The sequence below is a fragment of the Streptomyces sp. NPDC000983 genome, assembly GCF_040299205.1.
Lineage (GTDB): Bacteria > Actinomycetota > Actinomycetes > Streptomycetales > Streptomycetaceae > Streptomyces.
The window spans coordinates 1-22,842 of the sequence record NZ_JBEPBM010000066.1 but is presented as its reverse complement, the minus strand read 5'-3'; the positions used below and the strand labels follow the sequence as shown (position 1 = coordinate 22,842).

Below are 22,842 nucleotides of genomic sequence, written 5' to 3'. Positions count from 1 at the left end.
GTCCTCCCCCCCCCCCGCCACCGACTTTTTCCCCCCCGGGCGCGCCGGCCCCCGGGACACCCCCCCCACACCCCGGCCCGGGGCCCCCGGGGCGCCGCTGCGCCCGCGGACGGCTTTGAGACCGTCGGCCGGCCGGGCGCTCCCGGCGCGGACACGACGGGATACGACGAGAGGAAGAGTGACGATGGGGCACGGCGGAGACGCGATCGCGGAACTGATGGCCGACCACCGGGAGGTCGAGGAGATGTTCGCCCGCATCAAGGCGATGCCGGGCGGCGGGCAGGCACTGCGTGACGTCGTGGACGAGGTCACGATCGAACTGGTACGGCACTCGATCGCCGAGGAGGAGTACCTGTACCCCGCGGTGCGCAAGCACGTCCCGGGCGGTGACGGGATCGCCGACCGGGAGATCGCGGACCACGGCCGGGTCGAGGAGCTTCTGAAGGACCTGGAGAAGACCGACACCGACGACCTCGCCATGAGCCCTCTGCTGCACCGGCTCATGGAGGAGGTCTCCGCCCATGTCCGCGACGAGGAGGACAACCTCTTCCCCCGGCTGCGCCAGGAATGCTCTCCCGAGGCCCTGAACGACCTCGGGGACAAGATCCGCCGGGCCAAGTCGACGGCGCCGACGCGCCCGCACCCCTCCGCCCCGGACACCCCGCCCGCGAACAAGATCCTCGCCCCGGGCGCCGGCCTGGTCGACCGGGCCCGGGACCTCATCACCGGCCGCGGCAAGTCCTGACGCGGGACCGGTTCCGGTCGATGGCGCCGGCCCGGGTCGCGATGCGTGACCCGGGCCGCCGGCGTTGTGACGGGGCTCATTTCCCGTGCGCGACCAGGCGCCTATGCTGACCCGTCACGAGCGGGGCAGCGCGGCTCCGCGACACAGCTCGCGAGGCCGGCTGCCGGACACGGGCGAGCACGTTCCTGAGGGACCGACCGCCGTGACCGACGACCTGACACCTGTCATAGCCGCCTCCACCCGCTGGCTCCTGGCCGCCTACCCCGCCTCCGGCGGCGCCCTCGGCCGTGCGCTCGCCGAGGCCCAGGCCCGGCAGGCGGTCGCCCTCGCCGCCGCCCTGCGCTACCCCACCGACCTGGACGTGCAACTTCTGCACCTCCTCGCACCCGGCGGCTCCCGGTCCCTCGACGCGCTCACCGCGGGCGAGCCGCACCCCGACGACGTCGCCTGGCGGAGCTGGGTCGACGAGACGGTCGTCAGCTGGGCCGCCTGCCTGCTCGCCGACCCCGCCCTGGCGGCCGAAGCCGCCCACCGGGCCCACACCCTCGGCGAACACCCGACCGCCTCGGGTCTGCGGCGCCTGACCTCCCCCGGAGCCCAGGACACCGACGCCGCGTCGCTGCTGCGCCACCCCGATCTCCTCGAAGGCGTCGCCGCCCTGCACCGGCCGCAGCTCCTGGAACTCCTCGGCGCCGACCACGCCGAACTGCCCTGACCCCGGCCCGGCGCCAAGCCGTGCACCCGTTCGGTGAAGACGGGTACGACTCCGCGGTCCTCGGGTACTCGGCAGTGGTTCCAGTCACCGCACGCGGTTCAGGAGACGCCATGGCAGGCTTCGGATACTTCCTCTCCTGCGAGGAGCACAGCCCCGCCGAACTCGTCGAACAGGCGAGGATGGCGGAACAGGCCGGATTCGACTCGCTGTGGATATCCGACCACTACCACCCCTGGCAGGACGTCCAGGGGCACAGTCCGTTCGTCTGGTCCGTCATCGGCGCCCTCTCACAGGCGGTGTCGCTTCCCGTGGAGACGGCCGTCACCTGCCCCCTGGTGCGCACCCACCCCGCCGTGATCGCACAGGCCGCCGCCACCGCCGCGGTCCAGCTGAACGGACGCTTCCGGCTCGGCGTCGGCACCGGAGAGGCGCTCAACGAGCACATCCTCGGCACCGTCTGGCCCGAGGCGCCGGTACGCCTGGAGATGCTGGAGGAAGCCCTGCAGATCATCCGGCGGCTGTTCACCGGCGAGCAGGTCAGCCACCACGGCAAGCACTACACCGTGGAGAACGCCCGCCTGTACACCCTGCCCGACCAACCCGTGCCGATCGACGTCTCGGCCTTCGGGCCACAGGCCGCCGAGGTCGCCGCGCGCATCGGCGACGGACTGATCACGATGATGCCGGACGAGACCCTGGTCGAGCGGTTCCGGCGGGGCGGCGGCGGAGCCGACCCGGTGTACGGCGGGTTGAAGGTGTGCTGGGGCACCGACGAGCGGGCGGCCGTGCGTACCGCGCACCGGCTGTGGGCCAATGAGCAACTGCCCGGCGAACTGCCGCAGATCCTGCCCACACCACGCCACTTCGAGCAGGCGTCCCAGTTGGTCACCGAGGATCAGGTCGCCGAGTCCGTGCCGTGCGGGGACGACCCCGACGCCCACGTCAAGGCGCTGTCGGCGTTCGTCGAGGCCGGCTTCGACTCGGTGTACGTCAACCAGATCGGCAAGGACCAGCAGGGCTTCTTCGACTTCTACCGCGCCAAGGTCCTGCCCCGGTTGCGGGGCTGACCGAGCCGGCGAGGACGTGTGCCATGTCCGGGCCCGAAGAGACCGGGGGCAGCGCGCTCATCGTGATCGACATGATCAACACCTACGATCACGACGACGCCGAACTCCTGCTCCCCGCGGCGGAGAAGGTCGTACCGGTGCTGGCCGAGCTGGTCGGGCGGGCCCGTGACGCGGGCGCCCCCGTGATCTACGTGAACGACAACTTCGGGTTGTGGCGCTCCCACCACGGCGAACTCCTCGACGCCGCGCTCACCCGCCCCCATGGCGACCTCGTCGAGCCGCTCCGGCCGGACGACGACTCCCTCTTCGTCGTCAAGACCCGGCACTCGATCTTCCACGACACGCCCCTGTCGTACCTGCTGTGGCAACTGGGCGTGGGCACGGTGGTGCTGACCGGCCAGGTCACCGAACAGTGCGTCCTGTACTCCGCCCTGGACGCCCACATCCGTCATCTCGACGTCACCGTGCCGAGAGACGCGGTCGCCTCCATCCACGCCCAGTTGGGGTCCGCCGCCCTGGAAATGATGGAACGCAACATGGACGCGCGGATCGTTCTGGCGGGAGAAGTGGAGTTCCGGGGTACCCGGTGGCCCCTGGCGGAGGAGTGACCCAGGCCCACGGCGCCCAGCGGGCGGCCTCGGGTCCCCTCACTCCCGCCTCCGGGGTGAGCACTCCCGGCGCGGCGGCACCGGCCGCCGCATCGCACACGACGACACACCACCGACTCAGGAAGGTTGTCCGCCATGTCGACGAAGGTCGCCGACCACATTCTCCAACGCCTGCGCGAATGGGACGTCGAGCACGTCTTCGCCTACCCCGGAGACGGGATCAACGGACTCCTCGCGGCCTGGGGGCGGGCCGACGACAGGCCCAGGTTCATCCAGTCCCGGCACGAGGAGATGTCCGCCTTCCAGGCCGTCGGCTACGCCAAGTACTCCGGCCGCGTCGGCGTCTGCGCCGCCACCTCGGGGCCCGGCGCCATCCACCTCCTGAACGGCCTGTACGACGCCAAACTCGACCACGTCCCGGTGGTGGCGATCGTCGGCCAGACCGACCGCAGCGCCATGGGCGGCTCGTACCAGCAGGAAGTCGATCTGCTCTCCCTCTACAAGGACGTCGCCTCGGACTTCTGCGAGATGGTGACCGTGCCCGAGCAACTCCCCAACGTCCTGGACCGGGCGCTGCGCACCGCCATGGCCCGCCGCACGGTGACCGCCGTGATCGTTCCGGCCGACGTGCAGGAACTGGACTACTCGCCGCCCGAGCACGCCTTCAAGATGGTGCCGTCCAGCCTCGGCATGCCGCGCTACGCACCCGTGCCCCACGACGACGACCTCCGGCGGGCCGCGGACGTGCTCAACTCCGGCGGCCAGCCGGCGATCCTGATCGGCCAGGGCGCGCGCGGAGCCGGGGCGGAGGTGCGGGAGGTCGCCGACCGGATCGGGGCCGGAATCGCCAAGGCCCTGCTGGGCAAGGACGCCCTCGACGACGACCTGCCGCACGTCACCGGGGCGATCGGCCTGCTCGGCACCCGGCCGTCGTACGAGATGATGCGGGACTGCGACACCCTGCTGGTCATCGGCTCCTCCTTCCCCTACAGCCAGTTCCTGCCGGAGTTCGGCAAGGCGCGGGCCGTGCAGATCGACATCGACCCCCACATGGTCGGACTGCGCTATCCGTTCGAGGTCAACCTGGTCGGAGACGCCGCGCTGACGCTGCGCCGCCTGCTGCCGCTGCTGGAACAGATGGAGGACCCCGCCTGGCGGCAGAAGATCGAGGCCAACGTCGCCCGCTGGTGGCAGGTGATGGAACGGCGCGCCCATGTCGAGGCCGACCCGGTCAATCCGGAGTACGTCACCCACGCTCTGAACGGGCTGCTCCCGGACGACGTCATCCTGGCCGCCGACTCCGGCTCGGCGGCCAACTGGTACGCCCGGCACCTGAAGCTGCGCGGGGCGATGCGGGGCTCGCTGTCCGGCACCCTGGCCACCATGGGCCCAGGTGTGCCGTACGCCATCGGCGCCAAGTTCGCGCACGGGGACCGGCCCGCCCTGGCCCTGGTCGGTGACGGGGCGATGCAGATGAACGGGATGGCCGAGCTGATCACCGTCGCCAAGTACTGGCGGGAGTGGGAGGACCCGCGGCTGATCGTCGCCGTCTTCAACAACCAGGACCTCAACCAGGTGACCTGGGAGATGCGCGCGATGCAGGGCGCCCCACAGTTCCTGCCGTCCCAGTCCCTGCCCGATGTCGGGTACGCCGACTTCGCCCGCACGCTCGGACTGGACGGCATGCGCATCGAACGCCCGGACGCGGTGGAGGGTGCCTGGAAGGCCGCGCTCTCCGCGGACCGGCCCTGCGTGCTCGACTTCGTGACGGACCCCGCCGTACCGCCGATCCCGCCGCACGCCACCCTCGACCAGATCGAGGCCGCGGCCTCGGCCGTCCTCAAGGGCGACAGCGACCGGGCTGGCATGGTCCGGCAGGGGTTCAGGGCCAAACTGCAGGAGTTCCTGCCCGGCCGCCGCCACTGAGCGACGCGACAGCGCGGCCCCGTGGGGAGATGCTGGAGTCCGAAGCGTTTCGCGGGCATGACGCACGGGACGCGAGGTACACGGGTGCCGTACAGCTCAGCCGCCCTGCGGGGTGCGACCACAGGGAGGCTCCCATGCTCATGGCACATCCGGCGGTTCTGACGAACCTGATCGAGCAGTACGAGACGTTGTGGCTCCTGCACGGCGAGAACGGCAGCGACGAGGTGCGTCAGCGCATGGACGACGTCGCCTACTCGCTGTGCGTGGTGACCGGCACCCGCGACATCGACTCCGCTCTGATCGCCGCGCGCTACCACCTGCCCGGCGCCCGCCCGGAGGACGACTCGGTGGTGCCCACCTCCACCTGAGCCCCGGACGCCGGGTCGGATGTCCCTGTTGAGGCGGGTGCCGCGGGGTACTCGGGTGATCCGGTCGGCAGGGCTGCCGGCCGGATCGGACCATCCCCTGGAGGCCGCCGTGGCCGTTCGCCACCGTCTGATCAAAGCAAGCCCGGGTGCCGTCTGGGCCGTCCTCGCGGACGGTCACCGTTACGCACAGTGGGTCGTGGGCACCGCCCGCTCCGAGCCGGTCCACGGACGATGGCCGGACCTGGGCGCGGCGATCCGCTTCGAGGTCAGGCTCGGCCCGGCGCGATGGGCGAACAACACGGTCGTCCGTCGCTGCGAGGAAGGCGCGGCGCTGGAGCTGGAGGCCTACGCCGACCCGCTGGGCACGGCGCGCATCGCCATCGAACTGCGGCCGTGGGGCGAACACTGCCTGGTGATCCTCGACGAGCATCCCCTTCAGGGTGCGGGCGGACGCCTGCACAACACCGGATTCGAGGCGCTGATCCAGCTCCGGCACCGCACCATGCTGGCCCGACTGGCCCGGCTGTGCGAGAACGGGGGGCCCGAGGGGCGCCCGCGACCGGACCGGTCGGCCACGGTCGGCGGGGCCGATCATGCCTGACGGTGTGGTGATAGGGGCGGGCCCCAACGGTCTGGTGGCCGCCAACCTCCTCGCCGACGCCGGATGGAGCGTGGAGGTGCTGGAGGAACAGGCGGAGCCCGGTGGAGCGGTGCGCCACGATCAAGGCGTCGATCCCGGGTTCGTCAGCGACCTCTTCAGCTCCTTCTATCCGCTCGCCGCCGCGTCCCCGGTCCTGGCCGGACTGCGTCTGGACGAACACGGTCTGCGGTGGAGCCACGCGCCCGAGGTGCTCGCCCACCCCCTCACCGACGGCCGCTGCGCCGTCCTGGACCGCGACATCGCCGCCACCGCCGCGTCCCTGGACGCCTTCGCGCCGGGCGACGGGGACGCCTGGCGACAGCTGCACCAGGTGTGGGAGCTCCTGCGTACGGACCTCGTGCACGCCCTGTTCACGCCCTTCCCGCCGCTGCGGGCGACGGCGCGGCTGGCACTGCGGCTGCGTGCCGCGGGCGGGCTGCGGATGGCCCGCACGATGATCCTGCCGGTGCGGCGCATGGGGCGGGAGGAGTTCCGCGGGGAGGGCGGCAGGCTGCTGCTCGCGGGGAACGCCCTGCACGCCGACCTCGCCCCCGAGGCAGCGGGCAGCGGAGGCTTCGGATGGCTGATGGCCATGCTGGGGCAGACCTACGGATTCCCGGCCCCCGTCGGCGGCTCGGGCGCCCTGACCGCGGCCCTGACCAGCCGCCTGGAGGCCCGGGGCGGCCGGATCCGCTGCGGGCGGCGCGTCGACCGCATCCTGGTGCGCGGCGGCCGGGCGGTCGCGGTGCGCACGGCGGCGGGCGACGAGATCACGGCACGGCGGGCGGTGCTGGCGGACGTGTCGGTGCCCGCCCTCTACGACCGCCTCCTGGACGACGAGCACCTGCCCGCGCGGCTCCGGGCGGATCTGCGCAGGTTCGAGTGGGACTTCGCCACCTTCAAGGTGGACTGGGCCCTCGACGGACCGGTGCCCTGGGCGGCCGAGCAGGCGTCCCGGGCGGGAACCGTGCACCTGGCCGACGGCGTCGACGAACTCACCCGGTTCGCCGCGCAGATCGCGACACGCCAGGTCCCGGACCGACCGTTCCTGCTCTTCGGGCAGATGACCACGGCCGACCCCACCCGTTCCCCGTCCGGGACGGAATCGGCGTGGGCGTACACCCACGTCCCCCAGGAGATCGACGGCGACGCTGCGGACGAGGGCATCACCGGCCGCTGGGACACCGCGGACCAGGAACGCATGGCCGACCGGGTCGAACAGCAGGTGGAGCGCTTCGCGCCGGGCTTCCGCTCGCTGATCCGGGCCCGCCGCGTGCTGGCGCCGCCCACCTTGCAGGCCCTGGACGCCAATCTGCACGGCGGTGCCCTCAACGGCGGCACGGCGGCCCTGCACCAGCAGTTGTTCTTCCGTCCCATCGTGGGTACCGGCCGTCCGGAGACCTGCGTACCGGGACTCTTCCTGGCCTCCGCCGGCGCACATCCCGGCGGGGGAGTCCACGGCGCCCCCGGCGCAAACGCCGCGCGGGCCGCCCTGCACCGGGGCCGGCCGCCGGGACTGACCCGCGCCCAGCGGCTGCTGACCCACCGCGACCGCACCGGAAGCAGAAGCTGACCCCGGCCACGGCGCCGAGGTCCCTGTCGGGCAAGGAGCGAGCGTGCACGAACACCATGACGACCCGGAGACCGGCCCCGGCCCCGACCATCAGCGGCCGCCGGGCGTCGACGACGCCACCGTCGAGGCCCTCGGCGCCCTGTCCAAGGCCCTGGAGACGACCGAACGCGCCAGAGGCCGGCTGTACGACTTCCATCAGCTGACCGGCAGCGCCGACCTGCAACTGGACCGGGCGGTGGGCCTGCTGCAAGAGGCCGGCCATCCGCAGTGGGCCGAGGAGGTCCGCTCCCAGATCCTCGGACGCAATGTCATCCCCGGCCACTGGACGTTCCAGATCGTCGAGGCCTACGACGCCACCTACTACGGGCCCTTCCGCGCACTCGAACGGCGCGCGGTGGACGAACTCGCCCAGGGCCGCGACCACCTCTACGAGGCGGAGATGAAGGAACGGCGGCGCACGCACGGCCACCCCGACCACACCGCGCGCCCGACGTCCCCCGAGCCCCGGGACGCCTCCGAGCGGCCCACCGACCGAAGAAACCGCGATGACTGAGAAGAAGGCCGGGCAGAAGAACTTCACCCGGGGCGACGAGGTCACCTGGAGCAGCCACGGCCACAGGGCGGAGGGCACGGTCGAACGGAAGATCACCCGGCGCACCGAGGCGGCCGGCCGCACCGTGGACGCCTCGCCCGACGACCCTCAGTACGAGGTGCGCAGTACCACCAGCGGCAGGACCGCCGTCCACAAGGCGTCCGCACTGCGCAAGAAGTGAGCGACGGCCGATGCAGACCTTCCTGTCCAGCCCCGACTTCCGCCGGGCGGCCCTGCTCCTGGACCGGCGACGACTGGGCAAACAGCGGGTGGAGGCACTGCAGGTCCTGCGCGGTCTGACCGTCCCCGGCTACGGATGGCGCCGACACCCGACCGTACGGATGTGGGCGGGGTACGAGGAGGCGCTCGTGCGGTACGGACTGGAGGTGTGCCGTGTCTGGCGCGAGCAGGGCCACCAGGACGGCTGCGCCGCCTCGCTGGTCTCCGGCCTTGCCACGCACCGCCCCGGCATGCCGGTCCGCGACCAGGAGGACCTGGCCGTCGCCGGGGAACTGCCGCCCTGGCTGGGCGACGAGGCGTTCCACGAGAGCCATCGTTCGGCACTGCTCCGCAAGGACGCGGAGCATTACGGCGAGCTGTTTCCGGGCGTGCCCGACGACCTGCCCTACGTATGGCCCGCGTCGGACCGGGAGAACTGATCCGGGCGTCCCCGATGTTTCACATCGCCGCTCACGGAGACTCGGTGGGAGCACACACAGAGACATCCCATAGCCAAGGTTTCAGAAGACGAACCGGGCCTCGAACAGGCCGGATTGAGAAGGAAGTTGAGCTGTTGTGACCGCCGAGATCACCACGATGCGCGTTGACCGCCGCAGCCCGGAGACCGGATGGGCCAGGGCCCGCCGACTGCGCGGCGAGCCTGTCCGTACCTGTGTGCGCGCCAGGCTCGACGGCGACGCCGGGCAGTTGAGGCAGGACGCCGACTGGAACGTCGTACGGGGCGAGGACTGACGGGGCGAGGACCGGAGGACGACGGGGTCGAGGCCACGGGCCAGGGCGCAGGCGGGCGTCCTGGCCCCTTCGTGCGTGCGGTGCGAAGCGCCCGGTCATGAGCGCGGCGGTCCGCGTGTCAGTGTGCTGAACACGCCTATTGGGGGCGGCCGTTCGCCCCGCCGCGGCCCGTCCCCTCCGGGCCGAGGTCGTAGATGTGGAACGCCGCCGAGATGACAGGCTGGGCGACGTTGCGCACCCGAACTCCCCCTGCCGTCATGCCGTGTTCGGTGCCCGCATGGGCGTGTCCGTGGACGGCGAGGTCCGCGCCCGCCGTGTCGATAGCCTCGGCGAGCAGATAGCTGCCGAGGAAGGGGAAGATCTCCGGGTGTTCACCGGCGAGGGTGTCCGGCACGGGCGCGAAGTGGGTCAGGGCGATCCGTACGTCGCACTCCTGCTCGCGCAGTTCTTCGAGCGCCGTACGCAGTCCGTCCGCCAGGTGGCGCGAGTAGCGCACGAACTCCTTCATGACGGGTTCGCCGAACTCACCGGCGCACCGGCCCACGAAGCCGCCGCCGAAGCCCTTGGTCCCGGCCACTCCGATCCGCGAACCCGAGGCCGACACGACGACCGCCTCGCCCTCCAGCACATGCGCTCCGCCCTCCCGCAGGACGGCCGTGACCTCGTCGGGGCGGTCGCCCTGGTGGTCGTGGTTGCCGAGGACGGCGACGACCGGGACCCCCAGGTCCTTGATCTCACGGGCGACGACCCTCGCCTCCTCGGGTGTGCCGTGCCGGGTGAGGTCGCCCGCCAGCAGCAGCACGTCGGCGCGGTCGGGCAGCGTTTCGAAGGCCGGGCGCAGGGTGCCCTGGCTGTCGGGCCCCATGTGGATGTCGCCGACGGCCGCCACCCGGGTCACGGCAGTGCCTCCGAACGGCCGGGCGGATCGCACTCCGCGACGACGAGGTCGAAGCGCACCGTCACACCGGACAGCTCCTCCGTGGCGACTTCGCGGATGTTCTCGCAGCATTCGGGGGAGGGGACGACGCCGGTCAACAGTACGGCGTCGCCGCGGATCTCGGCCCGTACTCCGAGTTCGCCGCACGGCCCCTGGGCCAGGTGCTCGGCCACATGGGCCACCCGGTATTCGAGGTTCACGGCCGTTCCCCTTCCGCTTCGATGACCTCCAGCCGTTCCAGGAGGTGGAGAAAGGCTCCCGGCATCGGCTCGTCGCCGCAGCGTCGGCGTACCTCCGACCAGTCCACCTTCTCGCGCAGGGCCCGGGCCACCGTCAGCGCCGCCCCGAAGTCGCAGTGGTGCTCGGAGAACGCACCGCACAGACTCACCACCAGGTCGGTCGCCCGCATGACCGGCATGTGCACGGAATCCACCGGGAGTTGCTCGGCCCGCTCCAGCAGCTCCGCCGTGACCGGGTTCCCGCCGAGGGCGAAGATGACGTCGACGTCCTGATCGAGGCAGACGGTCTTGAGCAGCCAGTCCTCCGGGGGCACCCGCACCGTGAGCCCGGCCGCGCGCAGTGACTCGGTCACGGCCTCCGTGTCCTCGGGCAGCACGCAGAAGTCGACGTCGTGACGGAGTTCGCCGCTGCCGCCGTGGGCGTAGACCGCGACGCTGCCGGCCAGGGCGAACAGATGGTTGTCCCGCTTGAGGATGGCGGCCACCTGCTTGGTGGCCTCGAGGATCGCCTGGCTGCGGTCGACCGGCTGCCGTTCGCCCGCCGGCGGCTCCGCCGCCACATGGAGTCCGGGAGTGCGTGCCGCGCTCCGCCCGTGGCTCATCGTCCGCTCCCGTCGCGGTTCGCGCCCGCCGCCTCGGTCGTGCGCGGCGGAACGGGCCGGCCGGGGGAGCGCCGCAGGGTCTGAGGGGGCAGCACGCGCAGTGCCATGGAGTCCTCCGTGGCGTGAGTCCGTCGAAATGTCCTCTCCCGGTACCCCTCCTCGCATGGACGACACGCGCGGACGGAGCGTTCGCGGCGCCCGCACCGACGGGGGGAGCCGGCCACGGTTCGGTGGCGCCCGTCGCGGATACCCGGTGAGTTCCGAAGGCCCATGAACTACCGAGGAGGCGGGCGGTATGCGCGCTCTGACCTGGCAGGGGCGGCGAAAGGTGGAGGTGGAGACGGTCCCGGACCCCGTGATCGAGAAGCCGGACGACGTGATCGTGCGGATCACCTCCACCGGCATCTGCGGTTCGGACCTGCACCTGTACGAGACCCTGGGACCGTTCCTGACTCCGGGCGACATCCTGGGCCACGAGCCCATGGGCGTCGTCGAGGAGACCGGCCCCGAGGTGCGGGAACTCGCGAGCGGGGACCGGGTGGTCATCCCGTTCAACATCTGCTGCGGCACCTGCTTCATGTGCGCACAGGGGCTTCAGTCCCAGTGCGAGACGACGCAGGTGCGCGAGTACGGCTCCGGCGCGGCCCTCTTCGGCTACACCAAGCTCTACGGGCAGGTGCCCGGCGGGCAGGCCGAGTATCTGCGGGTGCCGTTCGGCAACACCATGCCGGTCAAGGTGCCCGACGGCCCGCCCGACGACCGTTTCGTCTACCTCTCCGACGTCCTGCCGACCGCGTGGCAGGCGGTCGAGTACGCGGCGGTCCCGGCCGGCGGATCGCTGACCGTGCTCGGCCTCGGTCCGATCGGTGACATGGCCACGCGTATCGCCCAGCACCGGGGAGCGGAGCTGGTCATCGGCGTCGACCTCGTGGACGAGCGCCTCGACCGCGCCTCCGCGCACGGGGTGACCTGTCTGGACCTGCGCCGCCACGAGAAGGACCTGGGGGAGGCCGTACGGGAGCTGACCGACGGTCGCGGCACGGACGCGGTGATCGACGCGGTGGGCATGGAAGCGCACGGCAACCCGGTGGCCAAGGCCGCCCAGTGGGCGACCGGACTGCTCCCGGACACCCTGGCGCAGCCCTTGATGGAGAAGGCCGGTGTGGACCGGCTCGGCGCCGTGTACGGGGCGATCGACCTCGTACGGCGCGGCGGCACCGTCTCGGTCTCCGGTGTCTACGGAGGGGCCGTCGATCCGCTGCCGCTGCTGCGCATGTTCGACAAGCAGCTGCAGTTCCGTATGGGGCAGGCGAACGTGCTGAACTGGGTCCCCGAGATCATGCCGCTGCTGACCGACGACGACGTGCTCGGTGTGGACAAGTTCGCCACCCATCACCTGCCGCTGGAGGAGGCACCGCAGGCCTACGCGACCTTCCAGAACAAGCAGGACGGCATGATCAAGACTCTGCTGCGCCCCTGACGGCGCCGTCCCGGCCAGGCCGACGCGCGGCCGGTGGCCGACAGGAGAAGGCCGTGCCCTCGGCCCTCGCTCGGCCGCGCGCGATTGTGGGCACTCGGGTGGGGACCCGGGCCGTGTGCGCCGCGCGCGGGCCGGAATCTCCGCCCCACTGCGAAGGGAGGGTCGTCCCATGGAGTCGAGCTGCGGCTTTGTGGCGGACCTTGTGGCACGCTCGCAGCTGATCTCGGGACGGGACCTGGCGGGTCTGGTCTTCGAGGTCGGCCGGACGATGGGTCTGACGGCCACCGGCGTGTACGTCGCGGACGTGCAGCAGACGCGGCTTCTCGCCCTTCCGCAGCCCGTCCCGTCCGCGGAGCCCGAACTGGACGTGGACTCCTCGTCGGCCGGGCTGGCCTACCGCATGGAGCGCACCCATCTGACGCAGGACGGCACCACCGCCTGGATTCCCCTGGTCGACGGCGTGGAGCGGCTGGGCGTGCTCCGGGCCGAGGGATCGGCCCTGCCGGTCGCCGACTGCGAGACCCTGGCGGGAGTGACCGCGCTGCTGCTCGTGTCGAAGTCGTCCCACAGCGAGCTGCTCGTCGTGGCCGAACGCCGCCAGCCCATGACCGTCCAGGCCGAGCTGCTGTGGGCGTTCCTCCCGCCACGCACCATCGGCACCGCCGAGGCCACCTCGACCGCGGTCCTGGAGCCGGCCTACAACGCCGGCGGCGACGCCTTCGACCACTGCTTCACCGACAGCGGCCTGCATCTGACGCTCCTGGACGCCATGGGCCACGACCTCGCCTCCGGCGGAGCCAGCGCGGCCGGGCTCGCTGCCTGCCGGGCCACCCGCCGCTCCGGCGGGCGGCTCACCGATATCGTCATCGAGATCGACCAGATCCTCGACACATGGTTCTCCGACCGGCTCATGACCGCGATCATCGCCGAGCTGGACGTCCGCGACGGCACCCTGACCTGGGTCAACTGCGCGCATCCCCCGCCCCTGCTCGTCCGCGGCGGGCAGATCCTGAACATCCTCGAACGCGAGGCCGACCTCCCTCTGGGCTGGAACTTCCACAGCCACACCCCGCCCACGATCCACCGCGCGCGCCTCGAACCCGGCGACCGCCTCCTGCTGTACAGCGACGGCGTCACCGAGGCCCGCTCGCCCCAGGGCGACCTCTTCGGTGAACAGCGGCTGGCCGACACCGTCATCCGCGCGGTGGCCGCCGGTGAACCCGCACCGGAGGCGCTGCGCCGCCTCCTGCAACAGCTCATGCGCCACCAGGAACACAAACTCGTCGACGACGCGACCATCCTGATGGCCGAATGGCACCCCGACGCCTGACCCGAGAGGTCCGCGCACCCTCCCGCGGGTGTGGCGTGATCTTCGGTGGTGCCGGGCGCGCTCATTGGGGAGGATGGTCCCGTGACATCGGGACCGGGCAAGTCCGAGGAGCCGGACGGCGACAGCCGCCGCATTTTCGAGCTGGAGGAGCAGGTCGACCAGCTGAAGGAGGCTGTCGCCTCCCACGCGGTGGTCGACCAGGCCATCGGCATGATGGTCGCCCTCGGCAGGGTCTCCCCCGACCAGGGCTGGGAGGTGCTCAAGGAGATCTCCCAGCACACCAACATCAAGCTCCGGAACGTGGCCGAGATGATCCTGGTCTGGGGCCGCACCGGGGAGATCCCACCGGACATCGGAACCGAACTGGAGTCCGCTCTCGACCGGCACGGCCCCACTCAGATCCCGGAAGCGCCCCCGGACCGAGCACCTGGTGCCTGATCACGAGGTACGCAGGACACCGTGTCCTGCCTGCCACGAGGCGAGGAGCAGATCGGCCAGGCGCCCCTCCAGCAGGCCGGTGGCCCGGATTCCGAAAACCACGTCGCCCTCCAGCTGAGGCTCGTCCGCCAACAGCCCAGCGACGACCTCATGGCGTACGAGCTGCTCGTGGACGGCGTCCGCCTCGACGTGTTCGTCGTAGAAGCGCTGGGCGGCCTCACCCGCTCCGCACCGGCGCAGGGCGTCGGCCATGCGGGCCGAGGCGGGGGAGGAGGTGACCTCGACCGCGGCGAAGTGACCGACCAGGGCCCCGCGCCGGGAGCGGTGCAGACCGAAGAGGGACATCATGGTCACGATCGCCAGCATCTCGGCCGGCGCCGCGTCCAGATAGGCGCCGTACGCGCTGGTCAGCCGAAGGTCGTCCAGGAGATCGGCGTAGAGCCGGGCGTGGATCTCCTCGGCCCGGCCGGCGCCGAACTCGTCGTACTCGACCGAGACCATGCCGGCCTTCGCGCGTCCCCGCAGCCGGGGCACCACCCACAGATGGGGGTCCGCCTCCTTCAGGTGGTACAGGGAGCGCAGGGCGGCGTACTCCCGGAGCTGCCACAGCTCCCCCTGGCGCAGCAGGTGATGGCTGACGCTTCCCTTGCCGTCGGGAGGCGCGTCCATCAGCGCGGCCAGTTCCTCCTCGGCTCCGCCGCCCCGGGGGACCCCGTCGCGCAGGGCGGCCAGGAAGCGTTCCTCCAGCGCGGCTCGCAGGCGCAGCAGATCGGGATCCCATTCGAGCCGGTCGTCGACGCCCTCGAACCCCCGGTAGTGCAGCTCGTACAGCAGGTACAGCGAGAGCTGGAGGTCGTCCCCGTACGGGTCCTCCGGGACGGGGACGGTCATCGGGCCGGTCCGCGTGCGGGGGTGTGCGGTCAGGCGGTCGAGGACGGCGGCCGAGACCTCGCCGCGGGCCTTCGGCAGCGGGGGAGCGGCGCAGAGGGGCGGAGCGGTCACGGTGCCTCCTGGGAGCGGTCGGCGGTGCGGCGGCGGGGCTTACGGCGGTGGCTGGTGTCGCACCAGGGATAGATACGGCTCCGGCGGCAGCTGCACACGGCGACCACCGGGCGGTGCGAGACGACGGCGGTGCCGTCGTCCAGCACGACCTCCACGGGGCCGTCGACCAGCACGGGGCCGCCGCGCTCGCTGCGGACGCGGCGGGGCTCGGGTTCAGGAGCGTCGGGCACGGATGATCACCAGTTCCTCGCTCTCGTCCCACGGAGCCAGCAGACCCCGCGAGCACAGCCAGTTACGCCGGTGGCGCAGAACGGGGCCGAAGGGGACGCGGGCGCGGTCGCTGACCTCGGCCCGCAGTCCGGCGGTGGTGAGCTGGTGGAGGGTCTGCTGCACACCGCACAGAGCGGAGTGCACCATCAGCATCAGTCCACCTGGCTTCAGTACGTGGGGTACGCCGTCGCAGATCCGGTCGAGCAGTTCCCGGCCGTCCGCTCCGGCGTCCCAGGCCCGGGCCGCGCCCTCGGCGACAGTGCCGGCCGGTGCCGGGACGTAGGGCGGGTTGCTGACGACGAGGTCGAAGCGTCCGTCCGGAGGCAGCGCCCGGGTCAGGTCGCCTCGGCGCACCTTGACGCGGCGCCGGGCGAGCAGGGCGTTGAGGCGCGCGTTCCACACCGCTCTGCGGGAGATGTCGACGGCGGTCACCGACGCCGCGCGACGGGCGACCGCGAGTGCGAGGGCTCCGCTGCCGGTGCACAGGTCCAGCGCCGTGGCGTCAGGAGGAATGTCCTCCCGGTCCAGGGCCGCGGCCAGGAGCCGGGTGTCGTCCTGGGGGGCGTAGACACCCGGCCAGGTCAGTACCGGCACGGCGAGCGGTACCGCGAGTGCGGTGGGAACGGTCACGGTGTGGGGTCCTTCCTCTCGGGCGCGGGCCCGGGGGAGCCGGGGGCTGCCCGTGGGGTTCCCCGGGTGCCCGTCTCTCTCTTCGTCCACACGTACGGATGGTTCTGGGGTGTGAGGGGGGACTCCTGTTGCAGGTCTTGCGCGCCGCGGGGCCGCCCCGGGTCCGCGCTGCCGCTCGGTGTGGCCGTCTCGGGGGCTCCGCGCGGCTTGACCGAGGTTCCGGCGGGTACTCGGGGGCCGGATCGAGCGACGCCCACGGGTCCGCTCCGACGCGTGCCGTGGGCGGTACAGGGAGATCGGCTCTCCGGGCAGTCCGTCCGGTGGCCCCGGACGACGGAAGAGGGACGGGTACGGGCGTCGACCACTCGCAGGCACCGGTGTTGGAAGCACTGGCCGCGTTTCACGCCTCGGGGCAGCTCCCGTTCACCCCACCGGGTCACAAACAGGGCCGGGGTGCTGATCCGCGGGTGCGGGATGCCCTGGGCGAGGCCGTGTTCGCCTCCGACGTGCTGGCGTTCTCCGGGCTGGACGACCGAACCGGCGGTCACCGAGTGCTGGAGCGGGCCGAGGAGTTGATGGCGGACGCCGTCGGAGCCCAGCACACCTTCTTCGCCACCGCCGGCAGCTCCCTGTCGGTGAAGTCGGCGATGCTCGCGGTCGCCGGCCCGCACGAGCGACTGGTCGTGGGCCGGGACGCGCACAAGTCGGTCGTCGCCGGCCTGGTGCTGGCGGGCATCGAGCCGGTGTGGGTCGACCCGAACTGGGACCCGGAACGCCATCTCGCGCACCCGCCCGGCCCACAAGCTGTCGCCGCCGCGCTGGAGCGCACTCCCGACGCGCGGTGTCCTGGTCACGACGCCCACTCCGTACGGCACCTGCGCTGATCTTGCGCGGATCGCGGCCGTCTGCCACGAGGCCGACGTGCCGCTGATCGTCGACGAGGCGTGGGGAGCCCACCTGCCCTTCCACGACGACCTGCCCACCTGGGCCATGGACGCCGGCGCCGACATCTGCGTCACCTCCGTCCACAAGATGGGCGCAAGCCTGGAACAGGGTCCGTGTTCCATCTCCAGCACGACCGGATCGACCCACGGGTCCTCAAGAGCCGTGAGGACCTCCTTGGCACCACCAGCCCCTCGGTGCTCCTGTACGCCGCCCTGGACGGCTGGCGCCGCCAGATGGTGGAGCACGGGGCGGAGTTGTACGACCGCACCCTCGAACTCGTCGCGCACACCCGTGAGCGCATCGACCGGATCACCGGACTGCGCGTGGAGAGCCGGGCGGACTTCTGCGGTCCGGGTCTGGCGGTGGACATGGACCCGCTGCAGATCACCGTCGACCTCACCCGCCTGGGCATCACCGGCTACCGGGCGGCCGACTGGCTGCGCGAACGGCACCAGGCCAACGTGCACATCGCGGACCACCGGCGCGTCGCCGCGCAGCTCACCCATGCGGACAGCCGCGCCACCGTCGACGCGCTGGTCGGCGCCCTGGCCGATCTCGCCGCCCACGCCGGGCAGTTCGGGCCGGGTCCGGTGGTGGGTGTTCCGGACCCGGGTGAACTGCGCCTGGAGCAGGTGATGTTGCCCCGCGACGCCTATTTTCGGCCCCGTCGAGGACATGCCCTGGGACCGGGCGGCGGGCCGTGTCGCCGCCGAGATGCTCACTCCCTACCCGCCCGGCATCCCCGCGGCTCTGCCGGGTGAACGCCTCAACAGGCCGGTGCTGGAGTACCTGCACACAGGCGTCGCGGCCGGGATGCTGGCCCCCGACGCAGCCGACCCGGACCTGGAGACGGTCCGGGTCGTGGCCCTGCGCTGAGCGGGTCGTGACCTGCGCTGACCCGGGGCGTGGCCCTGCGCCGAGCGGTCGGCTCAGCGGCCGAGGGCGTTCTTGAGCTGCTGCTTGGTCATGTTGGAGCGGCCGTGGACGTTCTTCTTCTTCGCCTCCTCGTAGAGCTGGTCCCTGGTGGGCCCCTGCGCGCCGCTGTGGGAACGCTCACCGCCGCGCTGCGAGGCCGACTTGGGGTCCTTGAGGGAGGTACGGCTCGCCGTCTCCGACTCACCCGAGCGGGCCCGTTCCTTGTTGACCGTACGGGCGGCGATCTCCTTGGCCCGCTTCGTGGACTCGCCGCGCTCTTCGGCGGAGTCCTTGATGTGTTCGTACTGGCGTTCCCGCTTGGGGCTGGATCCGCGAGGCATGAGTGACTTCCCTTCTGTGGAGGTGACGCGATGTTCGGGGTGTCCCGGTCTCATGGAGCGGGTGGCGTGCAGCGGGCGCAACCGGGTGAGCCGTAGGCGGATACGGCTGCGCTCCGGCCGGCCGTGCGTGCGTTGCGGACGGTCATCCGGCGACGCGTCCGGCGAGGGGGCGGGTCGCGGCGCCGGCGCCGGCCCGCATGCCGTCGAGGAGTTCTCGCAGGGCGCCGGTCGCGGTGTGCCGAGGCGTCCAGGCCAGCTCGGTGCGGGCGCGGGTGGTGTCCATCAGCGGCAGCCGCAGTACGGCGTCGAGGAGTTGAGGCGGCGCCGGTACCAGGCGGGCGGCCCAGGCCGCTGCCAGGCCCGCCCGGGCCACGGAAGCCGGAACCGGCACCGGGCGGGCGTCGAACAGCTCGGCGAGCACACCGGCGTCGATGGGCGGATCGGCGGCGACGTTGAACGGGCCCCGCGCCTCGCCCAGGGCTGCCAGCCGGTACGCATCGGCGGCGTCGTCGGTGTGGAGTGCCTGCACACGCAGCCCCGGCAGATCCGGGACCACCGGTAGCAGGTCCGGGCGGACCAGATTCCCCGGGAGAAGGCGCCCCGCGAAGATACGGCGCTGCTCGCTCGCCGACTCCCTCTTGAAGCAGAACCCCGGGCGCATCCGCACCACGCGGACCTGCGGATGGCGCTGTTCGAAAGCGTCCAGGACGCGTTCCAGATACGCCTTCTCCCGCGTGTACGACGCCGCCGGCCAGCCGTGCGTCGGCCAGGACTCGTCGACCTCCCGGTCCTTCGGCCCCGGCGAGTAGGCGCCCACCGAGGAGGCGTACACCAGCGAGGGCACCCCGGCCTCCGCGACGGCCTCGAAGAGCCGCGCACTGCCGAGGACGTTGCTCCGCCAGGTGACCGCCGGATCCCGGGCGGGATGGAACCGCCAGGCCAGATGCACGACGACGTCGACGCCCGCGAGGAGAGCCGCGAGGTCGTCGCGCTCGATGCTCAGGTCCACCTGCCGCCACACCGTGCCGGTGTCCGACCGCTCGGGTGCGCGGCGGGCCCAGCCTTCCACCTGCCCGGCGCCCGGGTCCTCGTTCAGCAGCCGTACCACACTGCTGCCCACGTTCCCGGTCGCACCGGTCACCACGATCCTCGGGCCGCTCTCCTGGCCGTTCATCACCGGCAACTCCTCTCCGTGACGCGGCGGGTATCGGGCTCACTCGTGCGCGCGGACCGCGAACGAGAAGCAGGGCGAGCGGTGTCAGATCGCCGCCATGGCGAACTCCTTGGTGAAGGCGGTGGTGAAGTCGCCGAGGTCGTCCGGCTTACGGCTGGTGATCAGGACACTCCGGCCGGCGCGGCAGATGTGCACGGGCTCGTCGACCCAGGTGCCGCCCGCGTTGCGGATGTCGGTGCGCAGGCTGGGCCAGGACGTCAGCGTCCGCCCCTGAAGGACGTCCGCCTCGATCAGCGTCCACGGCGCGTGACAGATCGCGGCGACCGGCTTGCCCGCGTCGAAGAACGACCGTACGAACGCTACGGCCCGCTCGTCCATCCGCAGGGCGTCCGGGTTGGCGACCCCGCCGGGCAGGATCAGCGCCCCGTACTCCGCCACGTCCGTCTCGCCCGCCACGGCGTCGACCGGGAACGTGTCCGCTCGGTCCAGGTGATGGAACGCCTGGACGCTTCCTTGTTCGGTGGAGACCAGCGACGGAACGTCCCCCGCGGCCTGGACGGCCTTCCACGGGTCGGTCAGCTCCACCTGCTCCACGCCCTCGGGGGCGACCAGAAGGGCGATCTTCATGTGCGTCCACTCCTCTCGGGTGCTTCCGGAGCCCTCGGGTACCCGTGTGGCCCGGTTCGACTCCGGGAGCCGGCCGTCGCGGATCGTGCGCGGCGGGAGCCTCTGGCCGAGACGGGATGCGTAGATCGGTGGGAGAGGGGGAGTCGCTGGAGTGACGGCACGCGCGGGCCGAGCGCCCTGTGGAGTCGTCACCAAAACCCCGTGAGAAAGGAATGCGTGCCATGCGTGAGAACTCCTGGGACTACCAGCCCTCCGCCGGATACGGCGGCGCCGATCTGACCGGGTTCAAGGTCGAGGCCGTGGGTGGAGACATCGGCAAGGTCGACAAGCACAACAGTGAGGTGGGTGCCGCCTGTCTTGTGGTCGACACCGGCCCGTGGATCTTCGGCAAGGAGGTCCTCATCCCGGCCCGTGCCGTCACCCAGATCGACATCGAGGAAGAGAAGGTCTACCTCAGCCTCACCAAGGAACAGGTCAAGGAAGCGCCGGAGTTCCACCGCGAGAGCCACTACGACAGCCAGGACTACCGCGAGCAGGTCTCCACGCACTACTGGCCGCAGCACGTGTGAAGGTGACGCCTGTCCTCGGGCCCCCGCGCTTCTCGCGGGGGCCCGTTCGTGCGTATCGCTCGCCGTCGGGCCCCGCCCTGGCGCCGCCTCGGTGATAGGGACGCGGCATCCGGGTACTCGCGGGCCATGACCACATCCGAGATGTCCCTCATGACGGCCGCGAGCGGTGTGACCGGCGTGATCCCGCTGCTGATCGGGATCGTCCTCGTCGCGCTGCTGATAGGCATGGTGCAGCTGGGGATCCGCAAGCGCCGTCGCCGGCCGCCGCCGCCCCGGCCCGAGGAACAGCCCCGCCGACCCCGTGACCGGAGCACGGGCGGCGGCCGGGGCGGCGCGCGGTAACCCGTCCGGGGGTGTCGCGACGACGCGTGTGGGATCCCGGGGATGTGGAACCCGAGGGCCCATGACGAGTACAGCGCACACCCCACCCGCACACGCTCCCCTCGTGGACTCCACCGTGGCCCTCCTGGTGAAGGGCTACGGATGGCTCCCCGATCTGCGGCGGCGTGCGGGAGAGGCCGAGGCCGTCCCCGTACGGGTCCTGGGACGACGCGCCGTGGCCCTGCACGGACCGCGAGCGGTGCCCTTCTTCTACGACGAACACAACGTCCGCCGCGAGGGAGCACTCCCCGGCCCCGTACTGGACACCCTGTTCGGCCGGGGCGCCGTGCACACCCTCGACGGCGGTGCTCACCGGGAACGCAAGGCCCTCTTCCTGGCACTGCTCAAGGACCCGGAACGGATCAAGGACCTCACCGAGCGCGCCCAGGGCGCCTGGGACCGGGCCGAGAGCCGGTGGGCAGGGCAGGAACGCGCCGTCCTCTTCGACGAGGCAGCCCGCGTCCTGACCCGGGCCGTCCACGACTGGGGCGGCATCCCACTGGCCGATCACGAGGAAGCGGACACCGCCCGCGACCTGGTGGCCATGGTGGACGGCTTCGCCGCCGTCGGCCCTCGCCACCTGCGCGCCCTCAAGGCCCGCAGGCGCCAGGAGGAGCGCCTCGCCCCCCTGATCGAGGAGATCCGCACCGCGGGCGTTCCCTCCGGCCAGGCCACCGTCCTCCAGGCCGTCGCGGCCCATCGCGATGCCGACGGCGAGCAGTTGGACACCCGCACCGCGGCCGTGGAACTGCTGAACGTCATACGCCCCACGGTCGCCGTCACCTGGTTCGTCACCTTCGCCGCACACGCCCTGCACCGCTGGCCCCACCACCGTGGCCCCCTGGCCGAGGAGGAGGCGTACTCAACGGCCTTCGCCCAGGAGGTACGCCGCTTCTACCCCTTCGCCCCCTTCACCGCCGGACTCGCGGCCACCGACACCCACTGGGACGAGGTCCCCGTCCCCGAGGGCACTTTGGTCCTCTTCGATCTGTACGGCCACAACCACGACCCGGCGCTCTGGGCCGATCCCTACCTCTTCGACCCCGCCCGCTTCACCGGGCCGGCCGCACGGACCGCGCCGGACGCGATGATCCCGCAGGGCGGCGGCGACCCGGCGACCGGACACCGCTGCCCCGGTGAGGACATCACCGTCGCCCTCCTGGCGGCCCTCACACCCAGGCTCGCGCGGCTGCCCCACTCGGTCCCCGACCAGGACCTGTCCATCCCGCTCCACCGCGTACCCACCCGGCCCCGCAGCGGCTACGTCATGGCGGACATCGACCCCGCGCGCCACTCGACAGGAAAGGCGGCCCGAGGATGACCAGGCGAGACGAGCACGACCAGCGGTACACCGGCGCGGACACCGACAAGCCGCTCCCGCGGGACCGTCAGGACCAGCTGGCCACCGCGGACCCGAGCGACGATCCGCTCGCGCTTCCCCTGACCGTGGACCGCGCCAAGGAGGCCGGGCCGGTGCCGCAGACGGACGAGGCCGGCTCAGGCCCGCGCAACGGACGCGGCGCCGACCCGCGGCAGGACGGACGCGGCGCCGACCCGCGGCAGAACCAAGAGGACCCCGAGCCGGACGAGCCCACCGACTGACGCGAGCCCGTGCCGGCCGCGGGCGGAGAGACCCATGGGGGGTGGGGCGCGGCGCACCCCCCCAGACAGCGCGTCAGCACTCACACCGCTCCGCGCCCGCCCCCCCCGGCCACCCCGCGGTCCGCGATGAACGCCAGGTACCGCATCAGATCGC

28 protein-coding genes and 1 pseudogene are annotated in these 22,842 nt (G+C 72.0%); 20 read left to right on the top strand and 9 right to left on the bottom strand.

The window, feature by feature from the left end; genetic code table 11:
* Positions 1 to 184 precede the first annotated feature (184 nt).
* The 12 genes from ABT296_RS36395 to ABT296_RS36340 all read left to right on the top strand — a co-directional run bounded on the left by ABT296_RS36395 (position 185) and on the right by ABT296_RS36340 (position 9,206).
* Complete coding sequence (locus tag ABT296_RS36395) at positions 185 to 745, top strand: hemerythrin domain-containing protein (RefSeq protein ID WP_351934066.1); 561 nt, start codon at positions 185 to 187, stop codon at positions 743 to 745.
* Between the two features lie 202 nt (positions 746 to 947).
* Positions 948 to 1,460 (top strand): hypothetical protein, encoded by a 513-nt coding sequence (locus tag ABT296_RS36390; RefSeq protein ID WP_351934065.1) that lies wholly within the window; start codon positions 948 to 950, stop codon positions 1,458 to 1,460.
* A 110-nt stretch (positions 1,461 to 1,570) separates the two neighbouring features.
* Complete coding sequence (locus ABT296_RS36385) at positions 1,571 to 2,527, top strand: LLM class F420-dependent oxidoreductase (RefSeq protein WP_351934064.1); 957 nt, start codon at positions 1,571 to 1,573, stop codon at positions 2,525 to 2,527.
* 23 nt (positions 2,528 to 2,550) lie between these two features.
* Positions 2,551 to 3,135 (top strand): cysteine hydrolase family protein, encoded by a 585-nt coding sequence (locus ABT296_RS36380; RefSeq protein WP_351934062.1) that lies wholly within the window; start codon positions 2,551 to 2,553, stop codon positions 3,133 to 3,135.
* Between the two features lie 135 nt (positions 3,136 to 3,270).
* Complete coding sequence (locus tag ABT296_RS36375; protein ID WP_351934060.1) at positions 3,271 to 5,061, top strand: thiamine pyrophosphate-requiring protein; 1,791 nt, start codon at positions 3,271 to 3,273, stop codon at positions 5,059 to 5,061.
* Between the two features lie 134 nt (positions 5,062 to 5,195).
* The gene (locus tag ABT296_RS36370; protein WP_351934058.1) at positions 5,196 to 5,429 is read left to right on the top strand and encodes a DUF5133 domain-containing protein; all 234 of its coding nucleotides are present in this window, start codon (positions 5,196 to 5,198) and stop codon (positions 5,427 to 5,429) included.
* 109 nt (positions 5,430 to 5,538) lie between these two features.
* Positions 5,539 to 6,030, top strand: a complete 492-nt coding sequence (locus tag ABT296_RS36365; protein WP_351934056.1) for an SRPBCC family protein — start codon at positions 5,539 to 5,541, stop codon at positions 6,028 to 6,030.
* Complete coding sequence (locus ABT296_RS36360) at positions 6,023 to 7,642, top strand: phytoene desaturase family protein (RefSeq protein ID WP_351934054.1); 1,620 nt, start codon at positions 6,023 to 6,025, stop codon at positions 7,640 to 7,642. Before ABT296_RS36365 ends, ABT296_RS36360 begins: the two co-directional genes overlap by 8 nt.
* Positions 7,643 to 7,685: 43 nt before the next feature.
* Positions 7,686 to 8,195, top strand: coding sequence for a hypothetical protein (locus tag ABT296_RS36355; RefSeq protein ID WP_351934052.1), 510 nt, complete (start codon positions 7,686 to 7,688; stop codon positions 8,193 to 8,195).
* Positions 8,188 to 8,415: a hypervirulence associated TUDOR domain-containing protein gene (locus tag ABT296_RS36350; protein WP_351934051.1), complete on the top strand. Its 228-nt coding sequence runs from the start codon at positions 8,188 to 8,190 to the stop codon at positions 8,413 to 8,415. The genes ABT296_RS36355 and ABT296_RS36350 overlap by 8 nt, the downstream gene beginning before the upstream one ends.
* Before the next feature lie 10 nt (positions 8,416 to 8,425).
* Positions 8,426 to 8,893, top strand: coding sequence for an MSMEG_6728 family protein (locus tag ABT296_RS36345; protein ID WP_351934049.1), 468 nt, complete (start codon positions 8,426 to 8,428; stop codon positions 8,891 to 8,893).
* Between the two features lie 136 nt (positions 8,894 to 9,029).
* Positions 9,030 to 9,206 carry a hypothetical protein gene (locus tag ABT296_RS36340; RefSeq protein WP_351934067.1) on the top strand — a complete coding sequence of 59 codons (177 nt, stop codon included), beginning with the start codon at positions 9,030 to 9,032 and terminating at the stop codon, positions 9,204 to 9,206.
* Positions 9,207 to 9,342: 136 nt separating this feature from the next.
* On the opposite strand, the gene ABT296_RS36335 is transcribed toward ABT296_RS36340, so the two are convergent.
* Genes ABT296_RS36335 through ABT296_RS36325 form a run of 3 tightly spaced genes read right to left on the bottom strand, consistent with a single transcriptional unit; the run spans position 9,343 to position 10,984 of the window.
* Entirely contained in the window at positions 9,343 to 10,104 is a 762-nt protein-coding gene (locus ABT296_RS36335) for a metallophosphoesterase family protein (RefSeq protein ID WP_351934047.1), read from the bottom strand.
* Entirely contained in the window at positions 10,101 to 10,343 is a 243-nt protein-coding gene (locus ABT296_RS36330) for a hypothetical protein (RefSeq protein WP_351934045.1), read from the bottom strand. The genes ABT296_RS36335 and ABT296_RS36330 overlap by 4 nt, the downstream gene beginning before the upstream one ends.
* Positions 10,340 to 10,984: a nucleotidyltransferase family protein gene (locus ABT296_RS36325; RefSeq protein WP_351934043.1), complete on the bottom strand. Its 645-nt coding sequence runs from the start codon at positions 10,982 to 10,984 to the stop codon at positions 10,340 to 10,342. The genes ABT296_RS36330 and ABT296_RS36325 overlap by 4 nt, the downstream gene beginning before the upstream one ends.
* A gap of 295 nt (positions 10,985 to 11,279) precedes the next feature.
* Here ABT296_RS36325 and ABT296_RS36320 point away from each other — a divergent pair, with 295 nt between their 5' ends.
* The 3 genes from ABT296_RS36320 to ABT296_RS36310 all read left to right on the top strand — a co-directional run bounded on the left by ABT296_RS36320 (position 11,280) and on the right by ABT296_RS36310 (position 14,232).
* Positions 11,280 to 12,464 carry a zinc-dependent alcohol dehydrogenase gene (locus ABT296_RS36320; RefSeq protein WP_351934041.1) on the top strand — a complete coding sequence of 395 codons (1,185 nt, stop codon included), beginning with the start codon at positions 11,280 to 11,282 and terminating at the stop codon, positions 12,462 to 12,464.
* A gap of 169 nt (positions 12,465 to 12,633) precedes the next feature.
* On the top strand, positions 12,634 to 13,794 hold the full coding sequence (locus ABT296_RS36315) for a PP2C family protein-serine/threonine phosphatase (RefSeq protein ID WP_351934039.1): 1,161 nt from the start codon (positions 12,634 to 12,636) through the stop codon (positions 13,792 to 13,794).
* Between the two features lie 81 nt (positions 13,795 to 13,875).
* On the top strand, positions 13,876 to 14,232 hold the full coding sequence (locus tag ABT296_RS36310) for an ANTAR domain-containing protein (RefSeq protein WP_351934037.1): 357 nt from the start codon (positions 13,876 to 13,878) through the stop codon (positions 14,230 to 14,232).
* Here ABT296_RS36310 and ABT296_RS36305 read toward each other — a convergent pair whose 3' ends face one another.
* Genes ABT296_RS36305 through ABT296_RS36295 form a run of 3 tightly spaced genes read right to left on the bottom strand, consistent with a single transcriptional unit; the run spans position 14,233 to position 16,134 of the window.
* A complete protein-coding gene (locus ABT296_RS36305; protein WP_351934035.1) occupies positions 14,233 to 15,234 on the bottom strand; it encodes an iron-containing redox enzyme family protein in 1,002 nt (333 codons plus the stop codon).
* Complete coding sequence (locus tag ABT296_RS36300) at positions 15,231 to 15,464, bottom strand: CDGSH iron-sulfur domain-containing protein (RefSeq protein ID WP_351934033.1); 234 nt, start codon at positions 15,462 to 15,464, stop codon at positions 15,231 to 15,233. The genes ABT296_RS36305 and ABT296_RS36300 overlap by 4 nt, the downstream gene beginning before the upstream one ends.
* Complete coding sequence (locus ABT296_RS36295; RefSeq protein ID WP_351934031.1) at positions 15,448 to 16,134, bottom strand: HemK2/MTQ2 family protein methyltransferase; 687 nt, start codon at positions 16,132 to 16,134, stop codon at positions 15,448 to 15,450. Before ABT296_RS36295 ends, ABT296_RS36300 begins: the two co-directional genes overlap by 17 nt.
* A gap of 320 nt (positions 16,135 to 16,454) precedes the next feature.
* Here ABT296_RS36295 and ABT296_RS36290 point away from each other — a divergent pair.
* A pseudogene (locus ABT296_RS36290) lies at positions 16,455 to 17,955 on the top strand (aminotransferase class I/II-fold pyridoxal phosphate-dependent enzyme).
* 53 nt (positions 17,956 to 18,008) lie between these two features.
* On the opposite strand, the gene ABT296_RS36285 reads toward ABT296_RS36290, so the two are convergent.
* The 3 genes from ABT296_RS36285 to ABT296_RS36275 all read right to left on the bottom strand — a co-directional run bounded on the left by ABT296_RS36285 (position 18,009) and on the right by ABT296_RS36275 (position 20,136).
* Positions 18,009 to 18,335, bottom strand: a complete 327-nt coding sequence (locus tag ABT296_RS36285) for a plasmid stabilization protein (protein ID WP_351934029.1) — start codon at positions 18,333 to 18,335, stop codon at positions 18,009 to 18,011.
* A 142-nt stretch (positions 18,336 to 18,477) separates the two neighbouring features.
* Complete coding sequence (locus ABT296_RS36280; protein WP_351934027.1) at positions 18,478 to 19,509, bottom strand: NAD-dependent epimerase/dehydratase family protein; 1,032 nt, start codon at positions 19,507 to 19,509, stop codon at positions 18,478 to 18,480.
* Positions 19,510 to 19,593: 84 nt separating this feature from the next.
* Positions 19,594 to 20,136, bottom strand: coding sequence for a type 1 glutamine amidotransferase domain-containing protein (locus tag ABT296_RS36275; protein ID WP_351934025.1), 543 nt, complete (start codon positions 20,134 to 20,136; stop codon positions 19,594 to 19,596).
* Between the two features lie 221 nt (positions 20,137 to 20,357).
* Here ABT296_RS36275 and ABT296_RS36270 point away from each other — a divergent pair, with 221 nt between their 5' ends.
* The 4 genes from ABT296_RS36270 (at position 20,358) to ABT296_RS36255 (ending at position 22,688) form a co-directional block, all read left to right on the top strand.
* Positions 20,358 to 20,705, top strand: a complete 348-nt coding sequence (locus tag ABT296_RS36270; RefSeq protein WP_351934023.1) for a PRC-barrel domain-containing protein — start codon at positions 20,358 to 20,360, stop codon at positions 20,703 to 20,705.
* Positions 20,706 to 20,831: 126 nt separating this feature from the next.
* Positions 20,832 to 21,047 (top strand): DUF6479 family protein, encoded by a 216-nt coding sequence (locus ABT296_RS36265; protein ID WP_351934022.1) that lies wholly within the window; start codon positions 20,832 to 20,834, stop codon positions 21,045 to 21,047.
* 61 nt (positions 21,048 to 21,108) lie between these two features.
* The gene (locus tag ABT296_RS36260) at positions 21,109 to 22,407 is read left to right on the top strand and encodes a cytochrome P450 (protein ID WP_351934020.1); all 1,299 of its coding nucleotides are present in this window, start codon (positions 21,109 to 21,111) and stop codon (positions 22,405 to 22,407) included.
* Complete coding sequence (locus ABT296_RS36255) at positions 22,404 to 22,688, top strand: hypothetical protein (RefSeq protein ID WP_351934018.1); 285 nt, start codon at positions 22,404 to 22,406, stop codon at positions 22,686 to 22,688. The genes ABT296_RS36260 and ABT296_RS36255 overlap by 4 nt, the downstream gene beginning before the upstream one ends.
* Positions 22,689 to 22,842: the final 154 nt, after the last annotated feature.